The sequence below is a fragment of the Methylophilus luteus genome (assembly GCF_042676265.1).
GTDB lineage: Bacteria > Pseudomonadota > Gammaproteobacteria > Burkholderiales > Methylophilaceae > Methylophilus > Methylophilus luteus.
This window is the reverse complement of sequence record NZ_JBHTKB010000003.1, coordinates 61,542-82,436: the sequence shown is the minus strand read 5'-3', so window position 1 is coordinate 82,436 and position 20,895 is coordinate 61,542. Positions and strand designations below refer to the sequence as shown.

Here is a 20,895-nt window from a genome sequence, read left to right as displayed (position 1 = left end):
TTATGCGACAGCGCAAGTGATAACGCATTTAAATACGCTTACATTTTTTCCGGTGCGCTCACACCTAGCAGATGCAAACCGTTGCGTAGTACTGACCGGGTGGCGGTGATCAGCGCCAGGCGGGCCTGTTTGATCTGCGCGTCATCCACCAAAAATTTGGTGTCATTGTAATAACTATGCAAGGCACTGGCTAGTTCTTTCAGGTAATTGGCCACCATATGTGGCGCCAATGCCTGGCAAGCGGTGCTGACTACTTCCGGATACTGGCTAAGTGCCTGCATCAGGGCGGTTTCTGCCGCTGATGACAGCGGTGACAGGTCAGCCGTGGCCAGGCTGCTGCTATCACCGCCCCATTGGTTGAGCACGCTGCAGATACGCGCATGCGCGTACTGGATGTAGTAAACCGGGTTGTCATTGGTCTGCGCGCGGGCCAGGTCTATGTCAAACACCAGTTGTGAATCTGCACTGCGCGCGGCCAGGAAATAACGCGTCGCGTCGCAGCCGACTTCTTCTATCAGGTCGCGCAGGGTGACATAGCTGCCAGCCCGCTTAGACAGTTTGACTTCTTCGCCACCGCGCATCACGGTCACCATCTGGTGCAGCACGTATTCCGGCCAGCCTTGCGGAATGCCGGTATTCAAGGCCTGCAAGCCAGCGCGCACGCGGGTGATGGTGCTGTGGTGGTCTGCGCCCTGCTCGTTGATCACGCGCTTAAAGCCGCGGTTCCATTTTTCTCTGTGGTAGGCCACATCGGGCACAAAATAGGTGTAGCCGCCCTCTTTTTTGCGCATGACGCGGTCTTTATCGTCGCCAAAGTCGGTGGTGCGCAGCCAGAGTGCATCATCCTGCTCGTAGGTATGGCCGCTGCTGATCAGGGCTTGCACGGCGTTCTCAACCTTGCCTTCGGTATACAGTGCGCTTTCCAGTGAAAACACATCGAATTTGATCTGGAAAGCCTGTAGATCCAGGTCTTGCTCATGGCGCAGATAAGCCACGGCAAATTTGCGTATCGCTTCGGCGTCATTGATATCGCCGCTGGCGGTCACCGCCATATCGTCTGCGGTCACGGTTTCTTTGGCCAGATAAGCCTGGGCGATATCGGCGATATATTCACCGCGGTAGCCATCTTCAGGAAAGCGCGCATCGTCAGGCGCTATATCCTGCGCCCGTGCATGCACCGATTTGCTCAGGTTGTCGATCTGGGCGCCGGCGTCGTTATAGTAAAACTCGCGCGTGACATCCCATCCGTTCGCATCCAGCAAACGGCATAAACAGTCACCTACTGCTGCACCACGGCCGTGGCCCACATGCAGCGGGCCGGTCGGGTTGGCCGAGACGAACTCCACCTGCACTTTTTCATGGCGGCCGGAATCGTTGCGGCCAAAGGTGTCACCGGCCTCAAAAATGCTTTTGACGATGTCCTGCTTGCTTTGTGCAGAGAGGAAGAAATTAATAAAGCCGGCACCGGCGATCTCAACCTTGCTGATCACCTCATTGGCAGGCAAGCCATCAATGATGGTCTGCGCGATCGCGCGCGGGTTCTGCTTGAGCGGTTTGGCCAGTTGCATGGCGATATTGCTGGCAAAATCACCATGCTCGGCAGACTTGGGCCGCTCAAGAATGATATTCAGGCTGGAGGTGTCTGCAACCAGCGGAGTGACCGCCTGCAGAATCAATTCTGTGATCGTTTGTTTCAAGGTTAAAATGGGGCTGAATAATCAAACCGCCATTTTAACCTAATAAACCACTTTCACCCATGTGTTCAGCAGCCCTTTCCTCTCAGCCCACCGCTACTACCGGCATAGTCCGCGTGGTGCTGGATGTGCCATTGGACAGACAGTTCGATTACCTGAACCCCGGCCTGGATATACGCCTGGGCAATCGGGTGGTCGTGCCGTTTGCCGGCCGCCAGCTGATCGCTATCGTGATGGCGCTGCCAGAAGAAAGTGAAGTGCCGGCCAATAAGTTGAAGGCGGTGCTGCAGGTGTTTGACGATGTGCCGTTTGATGACACCACGCTCAAGCTGCTGCGTTTTTGCGCAGATTATTATCACTATCCGTTCGGGCAGACGGTGCTCGCCAGCCTGCCGTTGCGCCTGCGGCAGATCAAGCCGGCCGTGTCGCGCAAAATGTGGATGTATGCATTGGCGCAAGTGGTGCCGGAAGGTCTGGCAGGCAAGCGTCAGCTGGTGCTGGCCAGACTGCTGGCGCTGTTGCAGCAGCACAGTGAATGCAGCGAGGCGCAGCTGGGTGACGTGTCATCCAGCTGGCGTAAAACCATACAACCCTTACTCGACAGCGGGCTGGTGAGCCGGCGTGAAGTGGTGGCGATACGTCCCTCGCTGGCGGCCTCAGACCATGAACCTACGCTCAACGATGAGCAGGCGCACGCGGTTAAAGCTATTCTGGATAAGGCTGGCCGGTTTCAGCCCTGGCTGCTGTTCGGTGTGACCGGCTCCGGCAAAACCGAAGTCTATATCCGCCTGCTGCAGGCGGTGCTCGCTGAGCCGCAGTCACAGGCGCTGATCATGGTGCCTGAGATCAACCTCACGCCGCAGCTGGAAGGGCGTTTTCGCAGCCGCCTGAGCCAGTTTTCGCTGGTCACCCTGCACAGCCACTTAAGCGAAAGTGAGCGCTTGCAACACTGGCAGGCGGCGCAGTCTGGTGAAGCACGCATAGTCATAGGCACACGCCTGAGTGTATTCACCCCCATGCCGCACCTCAAGCTGATGATACTCGATGAAGAGCATGACAGCTCCTACAAGCAGCAGGATGGCATGCGTTATCACGCGCGCGATGTGGCTCTGGTGCGGGCCAAACAATGCGGGATCCCGGTGGTGCTGGGCAGTGCCACGCCTTCGCTGGAAAGCTGGTACAACGCGCTGGGGCAGGCAGCCGGCCCTGCGGCCAGCCAAAAAAACCCAAGTTACCGCCTGCTGACTCTGAAAAATCGTGCCGCGGCACAGGCGCAATTGCCACGCATATTTTGTGTGGATACCACGCACTCGCCACCCGAAGCCGGATTGACGCCACAGTTGAAACAGGCGCTCACACTACGCCTGCAACGCGGCGAACAGAGTCTGCTGTTTATCAATCGCCGCGGTTATGCGCCGGTATTGCATTGCTCCGCCTGCCAGTGGCTGGCAGATTGCCGCCGCTGCTCTGCCAAAGTGGTGCTGCACCTGCGGCAACGGCTATTGCGCTGCCACCACTGTGGTGACGAACAGCCGGTTCCCCTGCAATGCCCCAGCTGCGGCAATGCCGATTTGCGCCCGGTGGGCCAGGCCACCCAGCGCGTGGAAGAAACCTTGCAGCAACTGTTTCCGCAGGCACGGGTGGCGCGGGTGGATAGGGATACCATACAGGGCAAGGATGCGCTCACTGAGCTGCTCTCCGCCGTGCATGCCGGCAAAGTCGATATCCTGATCGGCACGCAGATGCTGGCCAAAGGCCATGACTTTGCCAATCTGACACTGGTGGGGGTGCTGGATACCGACAGTGCGCTGCATAGCCCGGATTACCGCGCCAGTGAACGCCTGTTCGCTCAGCTGATGCAGGTGGCGGGCCGCGCCGGACGCGGTGACAAGCCGGGTGAAGTGTTGATACAGACGGCGTTTCCGCAGCATGCTTTATTCGCCGCCTTGCAACAGCAGAACTATGCCGAATTCGCCAACAGCCTGCTGCAGGAACGCATCACGCTGCAGTTCCCGCCGGCCGCCTATATTGCGGTGATGAAAGCTGAAGCCGCTGACTATGCGCTGGTGGAGCAGTTTTTAACTGATCTGACGCAATCTGCCCGCGAATTCGTCGCGCAACATGCAGATGCTTTCGCTGAAAAACCCATGATTTATGACCCGGTGCGTCCCGGTATTGCCAGGTTAAACCGCATGGAGCGCGGCTACGTGATGTTGCAATGTGGGCAACGCGGCGCATTGCAGCAACTGTTACAGGCGGCAGTCGCCTGGGCAAGGCAGCATCCCATGCAGGCCAAGATACGCTGGGTGGTGGATGTAGATGCGCTGGAATATTGATTTTGCAGGTTTTTTTACAACAATCGGGCCGCTGGGCTTTTAAAGATTGTAAAACATTGTAGCCTGGACTGTTAAGACCGGAATGAAAATTGCTAGTGTTATATCATATGGGCTTAAATGTAAGGGTGCAATAAGGGAGTAATCTTGAAAAAACAAATAACCCGTTGGAGTGTAGTTAATTTACTGGCGCTAGGTTACACAGTGCAGGCGTTCGCTGGCGGTGTGCAACTACCTGATGTACAAAACATACAGCAGAATTTACCTAGACCTATCCTGCCCCAGCCTACGCCTATCATTCAAGTGCCGGAAGAGACGCCAGCGCCTGAGAAAAAGCAAAAAAAATCCGGTCTCAAGATCGTCGTCAAAGCGTTCAAATTCTCCGGCAACAAACAATTCAGCAGTGAAGAGCTAGCCGCCCAGGTCGAGCATCTGACCGGTCATGAGATCGGTATGAAAGAGCTCAATGAAGCGGTGGGTACTATCCGTAATTTTTACCGTCAGCGCGGCTTTCTGCTGACGCAAGTCTATCTGCCTACCCAGGATCTGCAAAAAACCACAGAAACCGATTCAGTGGTCGAGCTTTCTATCCTTGAAGGCACATTGGGTGATGTCAAGGCCGAAGTCGGTGCCGGGCTGAACCAGCCTTATTTCCAGTCGCTTTCTGAATACGGCCTGGATAAGGGCGAAGTGCTCAATGAGCGCAACCTGGTGCGTAACCTAATGGTGATGAACGGTCTGCCTGGCATACAGGTGACTTCGCAGCTTAACCCGGGTGAGGCAGTCGGTAGTTCAGATGTGGCAGTGTCTGTAGAACCGAGAACCAAGTACAGCGGTTTTATCAGCGCCAGCAACTACGGCAACCGTTTCACCAATCGCGAGATGGTGGGTTTTGGTCTGGCGGTGAATAACATCAACGGTCGCGGTGACCAGCTGGCGGTGGTGGGTAAATTCTCCAACGATGGCGGCCAGCGCTCGCTGAGCAGCTTGTACTTCACCCCGGTGGGTGATGCCGGCACCATTTTGAACGTCGCCTACAGCTATGTTGATTACAAACTGGGCAAAGAATTCAAGGTATTCGATGCTTCCGGTGATGCGCATTATTTCTATGGTTCTCTGGAGCATCCATTGCTGCGTGAAACCAAAAAAGGCATCGCTTTCAAGGTCGGTAGCAACTACAAGATCCTGGATGATGATGTGGATCTCTTCCTGATCAATAACCGCAGGGATATCGCCAGCCTGGAGGTGGGTCTGGTCGGTGACTGGATAGACGAGAGCGGCAGTGTGGCTTACCAGTGGAGCCTGATGGCGACCCAGGGGCGTGTTTCTTACAAAGACAACGTGGCCAAGGCCAATGACAGGGCGCAGTTAGATACCCAGGGTAGCTTCCTGAAGTGGAACTGGACCTCCAGCCGCACGCAGATCTTTGAAAATGGCATCAACTGGATAGTGCGTGCCGATTATCAGGGCACAGACAGCAACCTTGATATTGCCGAACGCTTTGGTATCGGTGCCATCAACCGCTGGCGCCAGTACTCCGAGATCCCTAGCCAGGCTGACCAGGGCTGGATGGTAGGCACTGATATCCGCAGGACTTTCGTTTCCACCGCAGCCGATGTCACGCCTTATATCCAATCGGTGACGCCGTTTGCATTTTATGACGCAGGCCGCGGCAAGCTGAACCATGACCCATCTGGCAGCAATAACCATGTGCGCTCAAATCATATCGGTATCGGTACTGATATCCAGTTCCCGGCGCAGTGGATATTGACCACTACCTACTCACAGCAAAAACGTGATCTGGATGGTGCTGCCAGCGATACTGAATATCAGTTATGGGCACAACTGCGTAAAAACTTTTAGATCATTGCAAACTAAGGCAAGGTCATAAAAAAGCACTAAATAATAAATATATAAAGTAGCCCATTAGTCATACTGGGCTACATACAAAAAAAACTTCCTGAATCAAACTAGCGATTATCAGGAATTGAGAAGAAGTTATGGAAGACCACCGATCTTGGAGGATCGGTGTACCCCCTTAGAGGAGAATGTCATGAAAGCAGCATCCCTAAACCACGTTTATCGTTTGATCTGGAGCAAGGTCCAGCAAGCATGGGTGGCCGTAGCCGAAGGCACGCGCACCAGCGGTAAATCTTCTTTGAATGGCCAGGTGCATGACTCTAAAGAGTCTGGCAGTCGCAGCGCTTTACGCGCGGCTTTCACCTCAGGTACCAAATGGCGTGCTGTGATCGCGAGTGCGTTCGCCGCGACCTTGCTGCCATTCTCTGCCTTTGCCGATACCAATGTAGTGGCTGGCGTGGTGGCGGGTGACCTGGCGATCAAAGATATCAGTGCAACGCATACCCAATATACCCATACCGCCAACGTCAATATTGTGAATTTCTACAAGTTCGGCGTGCTCGAAGGCCACCAGCTGGATGTAGTGATGCCAGATGCCGGCCGCGCACTCTACCGTGTGCTTGGCAACAGCGCTTCTGAGATCATGGGTAAACTGAATTCTAACGGCAGCCTGTTTCTGATCAACCAGAACGGCATACTGTTTGGCCCGAATTCCCAAGTCAACGTCGGCAATATCGTGGCTTCTACACTGAATATCTCCAATGACGACTTCCTGTCTGGCCGCTACCATTTTTCTGGTGGCGATATCAGTGGCAGCGTGATTAACAAAGGTGCGATCAAAGCCCAGGACGAAGGCTATATCGTCATGCTGGGTAAATCAGTAGAAAACGCCGGCAAACTGGTTGCCAATAACGGTAGCGTAGTGCTGGCAGCAGCCAAAGAGGCAGTGCTGGATTTTTATGGCAATGGGCTGGTGAGAGCCAACCTGACTGCACAAGCGGTTGAAGGTATCGTTAAAAACAGCGGCCTGATCCAGGCCAATGGCGGTTTGGTGCAATTAGCTACCAATGCCCGTTCAGCTGCAATTAACATCACCGGTATCGTAGAAGCCAACCAGCTGGTAGAGCGCGAAGGCGTGATCCGCCTTGAAGGTGGCGATAACTCCAAGGTACAGGTTTCAGGCCAATTGCTGGCCACTGGTGAAAATACCACAGGCGGCACCATAGCCGTGACCGGCGAGCAGGTCGCATTGCTAAAAGGTGCTGTACTGGATGCTTCGGGTGATAAAGGCGGCGGTACCGTGCTGGTTGGTGGCGATTACCAGGGTAAGGGCGACAATGTCTATAACGCCAGGACAACCTATGTTGATCAGGGTGTGACTATCAAAGCCGATGCCATCAAAGAAGGCAACGGCGGTAAAGTCATCGTTTGGGCGAATGATCTGACGCGTTACTACGGTGCGATCTCGGCCCAGGCCGCTGCATTGCGCGGTAACGGTGGCTTTGTTGAGGTTTCCGGCAAGCAGAATCTGGATTTTCACGGCAAGGTCAATGTCAGCGCTGCCAATGGCGTGGGCGGTATCCTGTTGCTTGATCCGCAAAATATCTTCCTTAACAACAGCCCTCAGCCTGCCCCGACTGATAACCCGAATGGCACACCGGATATCGCCTTTGCTGACAATGCGCTGGGCGACACCACAGTGCAAATCTCTGATGTGATTGGTTATAGCGAGCTGTACCTGCAAGCTACCAATAATATCAATGTTGACAGTGCGCTGACCATGACAGGTGGCAGCGTGCGTTTTGTCGCTGATAACAATATCAATATCAATGCTGCACTGACCACTACCATTGGCGGCAACATCGATCTGACCGCTGGTAACGACGTCAACGTGAATGCGCTGGTCACTGCGGGCACAGGCAACATCAATCTTGACGCGGGTAACAATGTCAACGTGAATTCTTTTGTCACCTCAGGCACAGGCAATGTGACTCTGGCAGCCGATAACAATGTCAATGTGGGTTCTGCAGTGACCGCAGCCCTGGGCAGCGTGACTATCAAAGCCGATGACGATAACAGTGGCGCGGGTAATATCGCCCAGGGTGCAGATATCACTGGTACTAGTGGCGTAGTGCTGACTGGCGCTACACTTTCGCACACCGCTGGTAACATCAGTTCAAATGGCTTCCTTGGCCAGGCGGGTGGCGTGACTATCAATATTGCCGGTGTGGCAACATTGGGCACTGCCAATATCACTGCCCAGGGTGGCACTGCGCTCGGCGCTGGCATGAATGGCGGCGACGTCAATATCACAGCCGGTAGCCTGGATATGACTGGCAATATCAATACTTCCGGCTCTGCTGCAGGTTTGCTCGGTGGCGAAGGTGGTCAGGGCGGTAAAGTCACTATCCTTGCCACCACTGGCGATGCCAAGGTTGGCAATATCACCACAGGCGCTGGCAGTGCGAGCAGCGGCTCTACCCTTTCAGTCTCATCAGGTGAGGTCAGTGTGACCAGCAGCGCTGGTGATGTGAATGTAGGCAATGTCAATGTCAAAGGTGGCTTTAACGCCAAAGGCGCCAACGTGGCCCTGACAGCGGCCAATGGCGAAGTGACTGTAGGTAATATCGACGCCAGTGCTGGCACTGGCCGTAACAATACCAACGGCAAGAGCGCCGGCAAGGTAGATATCACTGCCGGTAGCGGCATCACCACCCAAGCCATAGTCGCCAATGGTGCTAACGGCGTGGGGTCTAACAAATCTGGCGGTAATGCCGGTGCTGTGACATTGAAGACCACCGCCGGCGACATCACTCTGGGTGCTGTGACAGTGAATTCCGGTACTAAAACAGGTGCCGGCACTGTAGGCAACGCCGCTAATATCCTGGCCCAGGCCGGCGATGACATCAATGTCAACGGCAATCTGTCTACCAATAGAGGCAGCGTGACCCTGAACGCGGATAACGATAACAGTGGCGCTGGTAATTTAGCCATAGGTGCCAATATCACTGGCCCTGGTAACGTCGTCCTGACTGGCGCAACCCTTACCCGTACTGCTGGTAATATCAATGCCAACGGCAACAACCTGACTGGAGGTAATGCAGGTGCCGTGAGTATCACGGTGGCCGGTCTGGCAACGCTGGGCACGGCTAACATCACTGCCCAGGGTGGCACGTCTACTGGGGCTGGCTACAATGGCGGCATAGTCAATATCACTGCCGGTAGCGTGGATATGACTGGCACTATCAACACTTCCGGCTCTGCTGGCGTGGCCGGTAGCGAAGGTGGTCAGGGCGGCGCAGTCACTGTGCTTGCCACTACCGGTGATGCCAAACTAGGCAATATCACCACAGGCGCTGGCAGTGCAGGTAGCGGAACAACGATTTCAACCTTCTCTGGTGATGTCAGCGTGACCAGCAATGCAGGCAATGTGACGGTAGGCAATATCAATGTCAAAGGCGGCGTCAACGCCAAAGGCGCTAATGTGCTGCTGGCAGCTGCCAATGGTGCGGTGAATGCCGGCAACATAGACACCAGTGCCGGTACAGGCAATAACAATACCAACGGCAAGAGCGCCGGCAAGGTAGACATCAACGCCGGAACCGGCATCACCACTCTGGCAATCACCGCCAATGGTGCCAATGGTGTTGGCGCCAACAGGTCTGGTGGTAATGCCGGTGCTGTCACCTTGAAAACCACCGCTGGCGATATCGCGCTGGGCCCTGTCACTGTGAAAGCTGGTACTAAAAACGGTGCAGGTACGGTAGGTAATAGCGCTGATATCCTGGCACAGGCTGGCCGTGATCTGATCCTGAATGCTAATATTGACAGTGATAGCAATGCTGCTACTGCAGTGCAGTTGGTCGCAGGCCGTAATTTCCTCAATAACAGCAATTCCAGCATCACCACCGGTGCCACTGGGCGTTGGACGGTTTACAGCAATGACCCGACCGGCGATGTCAAAGGTAGCAATCTGCTTGCTGATTATGATTACAAGCAATACGGCACTACCTTCGGCGGCGCGCTGTTAGGCACTGGTAATGGTTTTGTCCATGCAGTGAGCCCGACTGTGACTGCCACACTGAATGGCACCGCGACCAAAGCGTTTGATGGTACCAATGTAGTGACTGACCTGAGTGGTTTGAGCATCACCACCAGCGGTGCGCTTGATGGCGACAAAGTCATCATCAGCCCTAGCCCTATCACTGCTGCCACTTACGATAATGCAGCGGTTGGCGCAGGTAAACCGATAAACAGTGTCTACAATGTGGTCAGCATCACCACCAATGAAGGCAAACAGATCTTCAACCCGACCGCAGGTTCATTTGATGGCTACACCGTAGTCACCAACTCAACCGCAACCGGTAGCATACTGGCTGTGCCTGGCGCAGCAACCGCGCTGGGCTTTGCCTCGCCGCGGGATGACGCAGGTCTAGGTGGTCTGATCCCTAATAACCCGGCATTGAACACCATGACCATCGTTTCTCTGAACCCTGCTGCGGGTGATGAGGAAGATTTGGACGCAGTCGCTTGTCCGGTCAACGAAGATAGTCTGGGTAGCACGCCTATCCTGAATTCAGGCGTGAAATTGCCGGATGGCGTAAGTTCTAATTGTATCTAATATAGCGCTTAAGCTTAATCAGCTGAGAAAAAGCCGGGCGATCGCCCGGCTTTTTCTTTTTTGCTGCATCAGATTTTGTTATGAATAAGCTGGAATATTACTCAGTTTATTCTGCGTGCTGCCAAGATGAAGTTCTATGGCATCTAATACGGCATCATCCTCAGTAGAATCAAATTTACGTGCAAATAGATGATGACTGGATGTTAATTGTCTGGCATCAGCATGGGTGAAGGTGCGAGGCCTTAATTTGATGTCTCCATCAGGTATCCAATCTATAAAGCGCAAATCATCCTGGATCACTTCCCCATGACAGTCGTTATTCATCATGACAGTCTGAAAGAACCCTTCGTCTGCGATAAAACTGTTTTTATAAAAGCTTTTATAGCGCTCAGATTCTTTTGAAGTGACGGCAAATTCACAAAATCTGCGGCTCACTATCATCCATTGCGTGCCGATATAAGGCGTGACGCCTTTTAAGAATTTTCGTGAAATATTAGGCCTGAAAATATGGCTGCCAAACTCATAACAGAAATCTAATATCCTGTGCATGGTGTCCGGACGGTGTTCGAGCTGATCAAGCGCGCGGATATATTCTTTATTCGGATTTTCAGTTAAGAAATTACGAATGAATTTTTGCGTTTTTAATGGGAAGTCCTGCCCACTAAGATTAATAAAATGCGTCCAGTCCTTATTCGTTTCTAACAGCCTGGCCATTCCTCGCAACTCTATATTGACCAGGCTATAGCCTCCCCACAATGCTTTTTCCGGCTTAAGCAGTTCTGCATTTGGATAATCACTTAAAAACAGTTGAATGTTCTTAAATATCTGTGGATCTGAAGTTTTATCTACGTGAATTAAATAATGGTTGAGAGGATGGTGAATTGCCTTGAACATACGCTTGAATTGTTCTGGGTATCTATGCACCAGAATGAGGTACGCAATCATATTTGTCCCTTGGTTAAAACAGGATATGACTGTTGCGCTCCTGAGTTCTTATTGTTTGAAGGGAATCGGTAAGGCGCATTCTTGCCTTTCCTTAGATGGGGCTAAATGACTGGATTGCAAGGTAATGAGCTTTTTTAGTTGGAACATAGCAGGGCTGATGCAAATAAATATCGGCCATTGTTACTCTCAGGGCGCAACTTGGCGTGCATACCCAGCCCAGCAACCCTTAAAACCTGCTTTTTATTCAATCGTTTAGCTTGCCTGAAGTAGCCAGGCCCCTGTGCACGTTTTTCTGGATACAGATTGATAATGTCATCTCTACTTAATGGTAAAATGACGGCTATTCATGACAATATTGAAAACTAGTTAATAAAAAACACTATACAATTCAATATGTTACATTGCGGCTGTAGTTCAATGGTAGAACGCCAGCTTCCCAAGCTTGATACGCGGGTTCGATTCCCGTCAGCCGCTCCAAAGGAATTTTCATGGCTATCACTCCCCCGACCGTTCTTACATTTGCAGCAACAGACCCCAGTAGTGGGGCCGGTGTTCAGGCGGATATCATGGCGCTCGCCAGCATAGGCTGCTACCCGCTTTCGGTCATCACTGGCATTACGGTACAAGATACGGTGGGTGTAGAGAGTGTCATGCCGCTGGATGCCGACTGGATCAATGACCAGGCGCGTACCATACTTGAAGATGTTTCCGTCAGCGCCTTCAAACTGGGTTTGCTGGGCAGCGTGGAAAATGTGGCCGTCATCGCCGAGATCGTGGCCGATTACCCGGATGTGCCGCTGATCATTGACCCTATACTCACTTCAGGCCGGGGTGACGAGCTTTCCAATGAAGAAATGCAGGCTGCCATGTGTGAATTACTTTTCCCGCAGGCGACACTGATCACGCCTAACAGCCTGGAAGCACGCCGCCTGGCCTATTACGACGAGGGCGATGAGGTCAAGCACAGCTCACTGGAAGAATGCGCGCTGCGCCTGCTGGAAATGGGCAGCGAATATGTCATGATCACCGGCACGCATGAGCGCTCTATCGATGTGGTGAATAGCTTGTACGGCATGCAGCTGAGCAATATGCCTGGCCTGATCAAGGATTATCACTGGGAACGCCTGCCAGGTAGCTATCATGGCTCTGGCTGTACCCTCACCAGCGCGATCACCGCCTGCCTGGCGCATGGGCTGACCATAGAAGAAGCGGTGCATGAAGCGCAGGAATTCACCTGGCAGACGCTGCGCCACGCTTTCCGTCCCGGCATGGGGCAGTTTATCCCGGACCGTTTCTTCTGGGCGCGCGAAACCGAGGTGCAGGAAAAAGCCAGTGAGCTACAGCATTAAAGGGCTGTACCTTAATGGGTTGTACCTGGTCACGCCAGACTGCGATGACACCGCATTGTTGTGCCAGCAGGTGAAACAGGCCGTGCAAGGCGGCGTCGCCATGGTGCAATACCGCCACAAAACCGCCAGTGCGGCATTGCGCCTGGAGCAGGCCGCTGCGCTGTTAACTATCTGCCGTCAGGCCGCCGTGCCTTTATTGATCAACGACCATATCACCCTGGCGCAGACGCTGGATGCCGATGGCGTGCATGTCGGCCAGCACGATGCCGCCATCACGCAGGCGAGAGCATTGCTGGGGCCAGGCAAAATCATAGGTGCCTCCTGTTACAACCGTTTTGAGCTGGCAGAGCAGGCGCAAGCGGCAGGGGCAGATTACATTGCATTCGGCGCCTGCTACCCCTCGCCTACCAAACCAGATGCGCCACGCGCAAATGCGGCCCTGTTCACCCAGGCCAAACAAGCATTGTCAGTGCCGGTGGTCGGCATAGGTGGGATCACTCTGGATAATGCGCCGCCGCTGATCGCTGCCGGTGCCGATGCGCTGGCGGTGATCACGGATATTTTCCAGGCCAGCGATATTTCGGCACGTTGTCGCCAGTATCTGCCATTGTTTGCGAAAAATTGAGTTTTCTTACGATTGCGTTTTCAGGCGACCGTTTTATCAAAACTTGTTTGGTAAAATGCATAGCTTAAATTGAAACGGTAAATTCTATGCACATTCACATCCTTGGTATCTGCGGCACGTTTATGGGCGGTATCGCCGTGCTGGCAAAAGCGGCCGGGCACCGTGTCACCGGCTGTGATGATAACGTCTACCCGCCCATGAGTACCCAGCTGCAGGCACAAGGCATAGAACTGATAGAAGGCTTTGACCCTGGCCAGACCGCTTTCAAGCCAGATATGTATGTGATAGGCAATGTGGTCACCCGCGGCAATCCACTGATGGAGGAGATCCTCAACCAGGGCCTGCCGTATATCTCTGGCCCGCAATGGCTGGCCGAGCATGTGCTGCAAGGTAAATGGGTATTGGCGGTTGCCGGTACCCATGGTAAAACCAGCACTTCTTCCATGCTGGCCTGGGTGCTGGAATATGCCGGCCTGGCGCCGGGTTTCCTGATCGGTGGTGTGCCGGAGAATTTCGGTGTGTCTGCCCGTTTGCCGCAAACGCCCAGGCAAGACCCCAAATCGATCTCGCCGTTCTTTGTGATCGAAGCCGACGAATACGACACCGCCTTTTTCGACAAACGTTCCAAGTTCGTGCATTACCGTCCACGCACCGCCGTGCTGAATAACCTGGAATTTGACCATGCCGATATCTTTGAAGACCTGGCGGCGATAGAAAAACAATTTCATCACCTGGTGCGCACCGTGCCGCAACAAGGCCTGGTGGTCGCCAATCAGCAGCAAAGCCTGGACCGCGTGCTGGCCCGGGGCTGCTGGAGTGGCGTTGAGCGCATAGACAGTGCTGCCGGCTGGCAAGTGCAGAATGTAGACGCGCAAGGCCGCTTCGATGTGTACTTTAACGGCGAGCGCCAGGGCAATGTCAGCTGGGCGTTGATGGGCGAGCATAACCGCAGCAATGCGCTGGCGGTGATCGCCGCTGCCCGCCATGTCGGTGTCGCGCCCTGTATCGCGATAGAAGCATTAAACGAGTTTAAAAACGTCAAACGCCGCATGGAAGTCAAAGGCGTAGTCAACGACATCACCGTGTACGATGACTTTGCCCACCACCCTACCGCCATCGCCACCACCGTGGCAGGCCTGCGCGCCAAAGTTGGTCAAGCACGCATCCTGGCGGTGCTTGAGCCCCGCTCCAACACCATGAAGCTGGGCGTGATGAAAGACGCATTGCCGGCAAGCCTGCGCGATGCCGACGCCGTATTCTGCTACGCCAACAACCTGGGCTGGGATGCAGCCGCTGCCCTCGCCCCCATGCAAGACAAAGCGCAAACGTTTGAAGATCTCTCTGCGCTGGTGCAAGCAGTCAGCCGCCTGGCCCAACCCGGCGACCATGTGCTGGTGATGAGTAACGGCGGTTTTGGCGGCGTGCACCAGCAATTATTACAGGCTTTGCAGGGCTAAACAGGCGGCAGATGCCCTATGCGCTTTCGTGAACGTTCGCCACTGGTATGGGCTGTCTGGTTTTCGCTGATCGCGCATGCAGTGTTATTGACGCTGCATTTCCAGCCTGAATTAAAAGCGCTCAAAGACCAGATCCCGGCACTGAAAGTGATGCTGGTGAACAGCAAGACCCAGCAAGCCCCTAAAGATGCCGATGCGCTGGCGCAAGCCAACCTCGATCGTGGCGGCAACACCGACGAAAAACGCCAGATGAAAAGCCCGCTGCCCAGTGTGCAGAAAATGCCTGCCACTACCCCGCAAGCGACTGAAGCGACCATGCAGCCTGCGGTGCCAGCCACCCCGCAGGACGCAGAATTGCAGCGCCATCAACAACGCGTGGCACAACTGGAGCAAGAAGCGCAGGCGCTGATGACGCAACTCAAAGCCAGCCAGACAGTGAGCAGCGTGCAGGCCCCGCCGCTGTCACAAACCCAGGCTGCTGCCAGAAAGCCGACGCCGCAAGCGCTGAATCAGCCGGTGCAAACGCAGCAGGAGATCATGGCCCTGCAAGAGATGGCCAAGCTGGAAGCCCTGATCGCCAAGCAGCAGGACGCTTATGAAAAGCGTCCCAAGCGTCAGTTCATAGGCGCGCGCACGCGTGAATACCGCTTTGCCAACTATGTGGATCAATGGCGGCAAAAGATAGAGCAAGTGGGTAACCTCAATTACCCTGAAGCGGCGCGCACGCAAAAGCTGTATGGACAATTGCTGCTGACGGTGTCTATACGCGCCGATGGCAGCATAGAAAACATCAAGATCGTGCAAAGCTCGGGCAAGCGCCTGCTCGATGAATCTGCGCGCCGCATCCTGCAACTGGCGGCGCCATTCCCGCCGTTTCCTGAAGATATACGCCGCGATCACGATGTGCTGAGCATCACCCGCACCTGGACATTTAGCAAAGAACACCAACTTTCAACAGAATAAGGCGTCCAATCTTTTTCTGGCACGGGTTTTTCTGTGGTATTTTTCCATGATCATTTTGTTTAAGCGGCACCGGAAAGCAACCTTATGAATCAAAGTCACTTTCAATATCATGTGTTTTTCTGTCTTAACCAGCGCGAAAAAGGCGAGGACTGCTGCATGAATCTGGGGGCAGAAGCGGCCTTTGACTATATGAAAAAAAGCGTCAAAAAACATGGCCTGGCGGGTGCCGGCAAAGTCCGCATCAACCGCGCCGGTTGCCTGGACCGTTGTAGTGAAGGGCCGGTGATGGTCATTTACCCGCAAGCGGTGTGGTATACCTTTGTCGATAATGACGATATCGACGAGATCATCACCAGCCATCTGCAGCACGGCAAAGTAGTGGAGCGCCTGCTGGTATAGGGCGAGCGCATGCTGTTACTGTGGTTTAAAAGGCTGCTGCTCACCTTGCTGGCCGTCACCGTGCTGACGCTGCTGGCATTGGCCGGCTGGATCTGGCAACCCTATGACAAGCAGGCCTGGCGCGTCAGGCTGCCGGTGGCTGGCGGGGTGCAAGTGCGGGTGCTGCCGCTGTTGATGCTGGCGACTTCCGCCCCCGGGCGCTGGCTGCTGGACAGACGGGCTTTTAATCTGCACCACGGTGATATCCAGCTCTATGACGAAGATGGTTTGCGTGCCCGCTGCCGGGATTGCTGGATAGAAGCAAAGTCGATCAGCGACCAGCCCATAGTCATCCCCATGGTAGAACTGTGGCTGCAAATGGACCAGCAGCATATCCATGGTTACCTCGCAGTGGGCGAAACGCAGCCGCTGTTTAAAATAGATTTCACCGGCAAAGTCAGCATGCGCAACCTCAAGCTGACCTGGCAACTGCCGCAAACGCCGCTGCAGGCGTTGCTTAAACCTTTGCAGTCGCATTCTGCGGTGATACGCCAGGCTGTGGTGACCGGCTCCCTGAATGCATCGGGCACCCTGCGCTGGCCCAAGCAGGAATGGAGCGCGCAACCGCACCTGAATACCATGGCGGTTTCCGGCCTCAATATCAGCGCTGCAACCACGCTGCCTATACAGTATGACTGCCCGCTGCTGGATGAACACAAGCACCCGGAAAACATGCAATGGGTGGCCTACGACAAGCTGGGGCGCTGGCTGCCGGTGGCGGCCATCATCGCCGAGGATGCCGAATTCAAGCACCACCCCGGTTATGTGATCGCACAGATGCAACATTTGCTAGGCAAGGAAAGCGCCGATAAACAGGTGGGTGGCAGTACCATTACCCAGCAATTGGCGAAATACATGTTCACTAACGGCGAGCGCACCTGGAAGCGCAAAATAGAGGAATTGCTCTATGCCGTGCAACTGGAATCCGCACTGACCAAAACTGATATCCTCGAGCTTTACCTGAACACGGTGGATCTGGGCCCTAGTCTTTGCGGCGCACATGCTGCCGCGCGCTATTATTTCGATCTGACCCCGGATAAATTGAACCCGATACAAGCCGCGTGGCTGGCTGGCATTATCAGCAATCCGCACCGCGCCTGGAAAAAACAGTATATCCAGCAACAGCCAGACCTGAAGCGCGCGCAAGATATACTGCATTTTATGCCGCGCAGTGCACGTAAAGAACCCGGCAATCTGAATTTTAGGCCGGTGAAAGCCGCCGGATAACTTACAATAGCACTTTATTTCCCAACCAAGCCGGGACCCGTATTTTGAGTACAATCAAACTGAATAAACCCGCTGCCGAAAGTGAGCAAGCGCCCAAGCGCAGCAAACCGGTGCGTCGCGTTTCATCCACCCTGCGTGACCGCACGCAACCGCCACCTAAACCTGCGCCTAAAGTCGTTGAAAAAACGGCCGCTGCTGACAGGCAAAACACTAGGGCAGAAAAACCAGTGCGCCAGGACCGCAGCCGGCATGAGGGTAAACCCGGTGATAAACCCTATGCGCGCAAAGATGCACGCAACGAACCACGCCGCGAGTCACGCAACGACTCCAGGTACGGCGCACAGCAGGATACCCGCAAGCCATACAGCTCAGACCGGCCTGTGCGTCGCGATGACGCCGCACCCAGACGCGCGATCGCCCCCACCGACCCGGATGCGCAACCGCGTTTATCCAAAGTGATGGCAGACCGCGGCCTGTGTTCCCGCCGTGAAGCCGACGACTGGATAGTCAATGGCTGGGTCAAGGTCAATGGCGAGATCATAGAAACCCTGGGTACCCGCATAGACGCCGATGCCGAGATCATCATCAGTACCTACGCCCAAGAATATCAGGCCGAAAATGTCACCATCCTGCTGCACAAACCAGTCGGCTATGTCAGCGGTCAGGCAGAAGATGGCTATGAACCGGCCGTGGTTCTGGTCAAGCCCGAAAATCAGTGGTCAGAAGACCCTACACAGAAAACCTTCCACCGCGGCATTTATCACGGCCTGGCACCGGCCGGACGCCTGGATATCGACTCCACCGGTTTGCTGGTGCTGACGCAGGACGGGCGCATTGCGCGGGTATTGATAGGCGATGATTCCAGCGTAGAAAAAGAATACCTGGTGAGGGTAGAGGGCGAGTTGAGTGCCAATGGCATGGCAAAATTGAATCATGGCTTGAGCCTGGATGGCGTGCAGCTCAAGCCAGCCAAGGTTTCGTGGCAGAACGAGGATCAGTTGCGCTTTGTATTGCGCGAAGGGCGCAAACGGCAGATCCGCCGCATGTGTGAGCTGGTGGGGTTGAAGGTGGTGGGCTTGAAGCGGATACGCATAGGCAGGGTGAGTTTGGGGAAATTACCGGCGGGGCAGTGGCGGTATTTAGCGGCGAATGAGAAGTTTTAAGGGTTTATGTAACGGGTGACGCGGTAGAGGGTTTTGTGCGGCAATTTATTTCGCTACTCGCGATGCGCCTTTCTTTGCTTATTTAAACTAGCGGACCCCGCAGAGCGAGAGATGCATTTGTTGGAAGTTGTAGTTGGTATTTCTTTGGATGATTGGAACGTTCTTTTTCGCCCCTAGGCGAGTGTCTTTTCTTTGCGTGCCCAAAGAAAAGGCACCAAAAGAAAGGGCACCCTAGCATCCGCTTTTTCCCTGCGTTGCTCGTCAACGTGGGCGTCCAACGAAACTCGCCCTAGCGGCTTGCACAAAGCGCAAGCCACCGCGGAACTCGAACAGACGCTGGCCGACAACTCCCACGCTGCCTGCGCTACTCGGCGCGTCAGATAGGGGACCCTGAAAGGCACTACGCGGCTAGTGTGGTAGGTCGTTCTCACATCGTATCCCGCTCGACTAGCGCAATAAAACCAAAAACAAAGCAAAAGTAAAACAGCAAGAGGGTTGGCGGGTTGGTTTTAGATTACATAGGCGCTAAGCGCCCTCAGCCCAATGCAGTTAACAGAAGTCACATCGTGGTGGTGTTGACTTTGGGCCCCTATCTGACGCGCCGAGTAGCGGAGTCAAAATAAGGAGAAAGGGAGCGACTGTCTGAGTTCCGCGGTGGCCTGCGTAGTTTGCAGGCCGCTAGGGCGAGTTTCGCGACCGCTTATTTTGATGAGCAACGCAGGGAAAAAGCGGAAGCTAGGGTGCATTTCTTTTGGTTACGTTTTCTTTGGGCAAGCAACGAAAAGTAACTCGCCTAGAGGCGAAATAAAACGCTGCAACAGAACACAAAACCATCCAAAGAAATACCTACTAAAACCTCCAGCAAGCGCAATATCTGTACCCTATTGCAACTAAGCAAAACATTAACCTTGCCTGGATTCTCCCTTGCATGGCGCATTGGCTTCTGCATAAGCCAGCAGTAGCGCCGCACATAGCTGTTGCGCGCAACCCTATTCAGGTTTAGCCTCTCTGATCGGCAAATTCACCAGCGCCGCCAATGTGGCAAGCACGATATCCCCCAGCCACATCCACTGATAATCGCCATTAGCATAAAACACCAGCCCACCCAGCCATGCCCCGAAAAATCCCCCGATCTGGTGGCTGAGCAAAGTGAAGCCAAACAGGGTCGCCAGATATCGCGCACCAAACAATTTACCCACCAGCCCGGCCGTGGGAGGCACGGTGGAAAGCCAGGTGAAGCCAAGTACGGCCGCAAATATATAAAAGGTGAGCTCGGTTTTTGGCGCTGCCAGATAGACGGCGACCGCTACTGCCCGCGAAGCATACATCCAGAACAGGATCATTTTCATGCGCTGGTGTTGGCCCAGCCAGCCAGCATATAAACTACCCAGCACATTGGCCAGACCTATGATTGCCAGTGAGGTAGCACTCACGACTGCTGGCAACCCACACACATTGACCTCGCCTGGCAGGTGGGTGACCAGGAAGGCAATATGGAAACCACAGGTGAAAAACCCGGCATGCAGGCAAAGATAGCTGCGGTCTTTAAAAGCGATGCCTACCTGCTGCCTGAGGGTCAGGGTTTCCTCTGCTGGGGCCACATTCTGGGTGAGGGCAACCTTGTTTTCGCGTAAGGGCAGTGCCAGGAAAATACTGCCTAATGAGGTGAGCGCCAGCATCAGCAATGCATTGATCCAGTTGAAAGAGTGGATCAATGCTTGTGCCAGCGGTGCGAATATAAATTGCCCGAATGAACCGCCGGCGTTAATGAACCCGGCCGCAAAAGAACGCCGTTCGGCGGGCAGGCGGGCGGCGACGGCACCGATCAGGATGGAAAAGCTCCCGGCACCTGCGCCCATGGCGGTCATGATGCCCAGAGAGAACACCAGCGCAAACTCGGAGTCGGCAAACGGCGTTATGGCCAGCCCGGCTGCCATCAGCAGGGTGCCCAACACTATTACCTTGAAGGAACCGGCGCGGTCAGCCAGCATGCCGAACAAGGGTTGCGCCAGGCCCCAGGCGAACTGGGCGATGGCCATGGCAAAACTGATGGTGACTATGCCCAGGCCGGTGCTGGTGTTGAGCGGCGACACAAACAGGCCCAGCGATTGGCGTATACCCATGGTCACCGCCAGGATGGCCGCTGCGGCGATGACTATGGTCCACATGCTTTGCTGTTTATGCACAGGCGCGCTCCTTGATATGCGGTCGCTAAGCGAA

Annotated in this window: 13 protein-coding genes and 1 tRNA gene; 11 read left to right on the top strand and 3 right to left on the bottom strand. The window is 54.5% G+C overall.

Annotated elements, in window-relative coordinates:
* Positions 1-38: 38 nt before the first annotated feature.
* The gene (argS, locus tag ACFQ1Z_RS12735) at positions 39-1,697 is read right to left on the bottom strand and encodes an arginine--tRNA ligase (protein WP_379058197.1); all 1,659 of its coding nucleotides are present in this window, start codon (positions 1,695-1,697) and stop codon (positions 39-41) included.
* A 59-nt stretch (positions 1,698-1,756) separates the two neighbouring features.
* On the opposite strand from argS, the gene ACFQ1Z_RS12730 reads away from it, so the two are divergent.
* The 3 genes from ACFQ1Z_RS12730 (at position 1,757) to ACFQ1Z_RS12720 (ending at position 10,508) form a co-directional block, all read left to right on the top strand.
* On the top strand, positions 1,757-4,030 hold the full coding sequence (locus ACFQ1Z_RS12730; protein WP_379058194.1) for a primosomal protein N': 2,274 nt from the start codon (positions 1,757-1,759) through the stop codon (positions 4,028-4,030).
* 144 nt (positions 4,031-4,174) lie between these two features.
* On the top strand, positions 4,175-5,890 hold the full coding sequence (locus ACFQ1Z_RS12725; protein WP_379058191.1) for a ShlB/FhaC/HecB family hemolysin secretion/activation protein: 1,716 nt from the start codon (positions 4,175-4,177) through the stop codon (positions 5,888-5,890).
* A gap of 190 nt (positions 5,891-6,080) precedes the next feature.
* A complete protein-coding gene (locus ACFQ1Z_RS12720) occupies positions 6,081-10,508 on the top strand; it encodes a two-partner secretion domain-containing protein (RefSeq protein WP_379058189.1) in 4,428 nt (1,475 codons plus the stop codon).
* 78 nt (positions 10,509-10,586) lie between these two features.
* Here ACFQ1Z_RS12720 and ACFQ1Z_RS12715 read toward each other — a convergent pair whose 3' ends face one another.
* Complete coding sequence (locus ACFQ1Z_RS12715; protein ID WP_379058186.1) at positions 10,587-11,453, bottom strand: beta-1,6-N-acetylglucosaminyltransferase; 867 nt, start codon at positions 11,451-11,453, stop codon at positions 10,587-10,589.
* A 403-nt stretch (positions 11,454-11,856) separates the two neighbouring features.
* On the opposite strand from ACFQ1Z_RS12715, the gene ACFQ1Z_RS12710 reads away from it, so the two are divergent.
* From ACFQ1Z_RS12710 to ACFQ1Z_RS12675, 8 genes are all read left to right on the top strand, one after another.
* A tRNA-Gly gene (locus tag ACFQ1Z_RS12710) sits at positions 11,857-11,930 on the top strand.
* Between the two features lie 11 nt (positions 11,931-11,941).
* Positions 11,942-12,802, top strand: coding sequence for a bifunctional hydroxymethylpyrimidine kinase/phosphomethylpyrimidine kinase (thiD, locus tag ACFQ1Z_RS12705; protein WP_379058183.1), 861 nt, complete (start codon positions 11,942-11,944; stop codon positions 12,800-12,802).
* The gene (thiE, locus tag ACFQ1Z_RS12700) at positions 12,786-13,427 is read left to right on the top strand and encodes a thiamine phosphate synthase (RefSeq protein WP_379058180.1); all 642 of its coding nucleotides are present in this window, start codon (positions 12,786-12,788) and stop codon (positions 13,425-13,427) included. The genes thiD and thiE overlap by 17 nt, the downstream gene beginning before the upstream one ends.
* Before the next feature lie 86 nt (positions 13,428-13,513).
* Complete coding sequence (mpl, locus tag ACFQ1Z_RS12695) at positions 13,514-14,884, top strand: UDP-N-acetylmuramate:L-alanyl-gamma-D-glutamyl-meso-diaminopimelate ligase (RefSeq protein ID WP_379058177.1); 1,371 nt, start codon at positions 13,514-13,516, stop codon at positions 14,882-14,884.
* A gap of 18 nt (positions 14,885-14,902) precedes the next feature.
* The gene (locus ACFQ1Z_RS12690; protein ID WP_379058174.1) at positions 14,903-15,847 is read left to right on the top strand and encodes an energy transducer TonB; all 945 of its coding nucleotides are present in this window, start codon (positions 14,903-14,905) and stop codon (positions 15,845-15,847) included.
* Positions 15,848-15,931: 84 nt separating this feature from the next.
* Positions 15,932-16,246 (top strand): (2Fe-2S) ferredoxin domain-containing protein, encoded by a 315-nt coding sequence (locus ACFQ1Z_RS12685; protein WP_379058172.1) that lies wholly within the window; start codon positions 15,932-15,934, stop codon positions 16,244-16,246.
* A 9-nt stretch (positions 16,247-16,255) separates the two neighbouring features.
* Positions 16,256-17,512 (top strand): biosynthetic peptidoglycan transglycosylase, encoded by a 1,257-nt coding sequence (locus ACFQ1Z_RS12680; RefSeq protein WP_379058170.1) that lies wholly within the window; start codon positions 16,256-16,258, stop codon positions 17,510-17,512.
* A gap of 44 nt (positions 17,513-17,556) precedes the next feature.
* On the top strand, positions 17,557-18,675 hold the full coding sequence (locus tag ACFQ1Z_RS12675; RefSeq protein ID WP_379058168.1) for a pseudouridine synthase: 1,119 nt from the start codon (positions 17,557-17,559) through the stop codon (positions 18,673-18,675).
* A 989-nt stretch (positions 18,676-19,664) separates the two neighbouring features.
* Here the strand turns inward: ACFQ1Z_RS12675 and ACFQ1Z_RS12670 are convergent.
* Positions 19,665-20,861 carry an MFS transporter gene (locus tag ACFQ1Z_RS12670; protein WP_379058165.1) on the bottom strand — a complete coding sequence of 399 codons (1,197 nt, stop codon included), beginning with the start codon at positions 20,859-20,861 and terminating at the stop codon, positions 19,665-19,667.
* Positions 20,862-20,895: the final 34 nt, after the last annotated feature.

Coding starts and splice junctions, on each gene's coding strand:
- ACFQ1Z_RS12730 (WP_379058194.1), top strand. CDS start 1,757: ATGTGTTCAGCAGCCCTTTCCTCTCAGCCCACCGCTACTACCGGCATA.
- ACFQ1Z_RS12720 (WP_379058189.1), top strand. CDS start 6,081: ATGAAAGCAGCATCCCTAAACCACGTTTATCGTTTGATCTGGAGCAAG.
- ACFQ1Z_RS12715 (WP_379058186.1), bottom strand. CDS start 11,453: ATGATTGCGTACCTCATTCTGGTGCATAGATACCCAGAACAATTCAAG.
- thiD (WP_379058183.1), top strand. CDS start 11,942: ATGGCTATCACTCCCCCGACCGTTCTTACATTTGCAGCAACAGACCCC.
- mpl (WP_379058177.1), top strand. CDS start 13,514: ATGCACATTCACATCCTTGGTATCTGCGGCACGTTTATGGGCGGTATC.
- ACFQ1Z_RS12690 (WP_379058174.1), top strand. CDS start 14,903: ATGCGCTTTCGTGAACGTTCGCCACTGGTATGGGCTGTCTGGTTTTCG.
- ACFQ1Z_RS12685 (WP_379058172.1), top strand. CDS start 15,932: ATGAATCAAAGTCACTTTCAATATCATGTGTTTTTCTGTCTTAACCAG.
- ACFQ1Z_RS12680 (WP_379058170.1), top strand. CDS start 16,256: ATGCTGTTACTGTGGTTTAAAAGGCTGCTGCTCACCTTGCTGGCCGTC.